The sequence below is a fragment of the Micromonospora yongxingensis genome, assembly GCF_052601155.1.
In genome coordinates this window covers 1-2095 of the sequence record NZ_JBQXEO010000053.1, presented here as the reverse complement: position 1 = coordinate 2095, position 2095 = coordinate 1, and the positions used below count along the sequence as shown (strand labels likewise).

Genomic DNA, 2095 nt, shown 5'->3' with positions numbered 1-2095 from the left:
GTCCCCTCCCCCGACACCCAGGTCGTCCAGGAACTCCACCTCGTCACCAGCCACCTGCTCTGCGAGTACGTGGAGCAGGCGCTGCCGCTGGTGCGGGACCTGCCCCGGATGAACCCACCGTTCGCACCTGCCGCCCACCGGCCGGCGAACTGGCGTGCCCTGGCCACCGCCGGCGCCGGCAATCCGAACGGCGCCAACGGGCACGGCGCGAACGGGCACAGCGCAAACGGGCACAGCGCGAACGGCCACGGCGGGCAGGTGGCCGGAGACGGCGACGGGGGTGGATCGTGAGCGGCCCCCTGGTGGTGGTCGGCGACGCACTGCTGGACCGGGACGTGACCGGGGCGGTGAACCGCCTCTGCCCGGACGCTCCGGTACCGGTGCTCGACGAGACCGCGGCCATCGACCGGCCCGGTGGCGCCGGCCTCGCGGCGCTGTTCGCCGCCGCGCAGGGCACCGAGGTGGTGCTGGTGACCGCCCTCGCCGACGACGCGGGCGGAGCCCGGCTGGCCGACCTGCTGACCGCCGCCGGGGTGACGCTCTACCCCCTCCGACTGCCCGGCGCGACGCCGGAGAAGATCCGGTTGCGTGCCGACGGGCAGACCCTGCTGCGACTCGACCGGGGCGGTGCTCCACAGGCGCCGGCCGAACCGCCAGCGGCCGCGCTGGACGCGCTGCGCGGGGCGGGCGCGGTCCTGGCCAGCGACTACGGCCGTGGCCTGCTGCGGCAGCCGACGCTGCGGGCAGCGCTGGGCGAGGTGGCGGGGCCGGTGGTCTGGGATCCGCACCCGCGCGGGCCGGCCGCGGTGCCGGGCACCCGGCTGCTCACCCCGAACCTGGCCGAGCTGCGGCAGCTCACCGGCGACGCCGGCGGCGGGTCACCGCTGTCCACGGCGACCCGGGCCGGGCACGAGCTACGCCGACGCTGGCGGGCCGGTGCGGTGGCCGTGACCACCGGCGCGGACGGCGCAGTGCTCTGCCACCCCGGAACCACCCCGCTGGTGGTGACACCCGAGACCGGTGTGGAGCAGGTACGGGACACCTGCGGCGCCGGGGACCGCTTCGCCGCGACCGCCGCGACCGCGCTCGCCGGCGGTGCGCTGATCTCGGAGGCGGTGCGGGAGGCCGTCGCCGCCGCGTCGGCGTACGTCGCCGCCGGAGGCGCCGCCGGGCTGCACGAGGACCAGCCGGCCCCGGAGAACCCGGCCGGTACGGCCGCCGAGGTGGTGGCACGGGTCCGGGCGGCCGGTGGGACCGTCGTGGCAACCGGGGGCTGCTTCGACATCCTGCACGCGGGGCACGTGGCGACCCTGCAGGCGGCCCGCCGGCTCGGCGACGCCCTGGTGGTCTGCCTCAACTCCGACCGCAGCGTACGGGCCCTCAAGGGACCGGGCCGGCCGATCAACATCGAGGCCGACCGGGCCCGGCTGCTGGCCGCGCTGGACTGCGTCGACGCGGTGGTGGTCTTCGAGGAGTCCACCCCGCACCGGGTGCTCACCCGACTCCGGCCGGACATCTGGGTCAAGGGCGGCGACTACGCCGGGAACGGCGCGCCGGAGCTGCCCGAGGCCGAGCTGATCCGCAGTTGGGGCGGCCGGGTGGTGACCGTGCCCTACCTGGACGGCCGGTCGACCACCGCGACCATCACCGCCGCGCGTTCGCGTGGCGGACACCTCGTCAAGGGAGCAGCATGAGCAGGGATCTGAACGGATCGGCGGTGCTCGTCACCGGCGGGTCCAGTGGACTGGGCGCGGCCGTGGTGGCCGCGGTGACCAAGGCCGGCGGGCGGCCGTACGTGCTGGACCGGCAGGAGCCGGCCGACGGGGTGCCGTGGGTACGGTGCGACCTGGCCGACACCCGGGCCGCCGAGGCCGCCACCCGGCATCTCGCCGAGCAGGCCGGCGGGCTGGACGCGGTCGTCACCGCCGCCGGCATGGACGTGCCCGGCCGACTCGCCGACGTACCGGGCGAGACCTGGGACCGCATCATCGCCGTCGATCTGCTGGCCACCGCCGCCGTCATCCGCGCCGCCCTGCCATGGCTGGAACGCTCACACGGCACCGTGGTGACCGTCGCCTCGACCCTGGGTGTCAAA

Annotated in this window: 2 protein-coding genes and 1 pseudogene; all 3 read left to right on the top strand. The window is 76.4% G+C overall.

What is annotated here, in order from left to right; genetic code table 11:
- Positions 1-291, top strand: a pseudogene (locus tag ACTWLT_RS31480) (hypothetical protein); the annotation flags it as partial.
- A complete protein-coding gene (rfaE2, locus tag ACTWLT_RS31475) occupies positions 288-1694 on the top strand; it encodes a D-glycero-beta-D-manno-heptose 1-phosphate adenylyltransferase (protein WP_445321484.1) in 1407 nt (468 codons plus the stop codon). The pseudogene ACTWLT_RS31480 and the gene rfaE2, both read left to right, overlap by 4 nt.
- A partial coding sequence (locus tag ACTWLT_RS31470) for an SDR family NAD(P)-dependent oxidoreductase (protein WP_445321483.1) occupies positions 1691-2095 on the top strand: 405 nt, incomplete at its 3' end. The genes rfaE2 and ACTWLT_RS31470, both read left to right, overlap by 4 nt.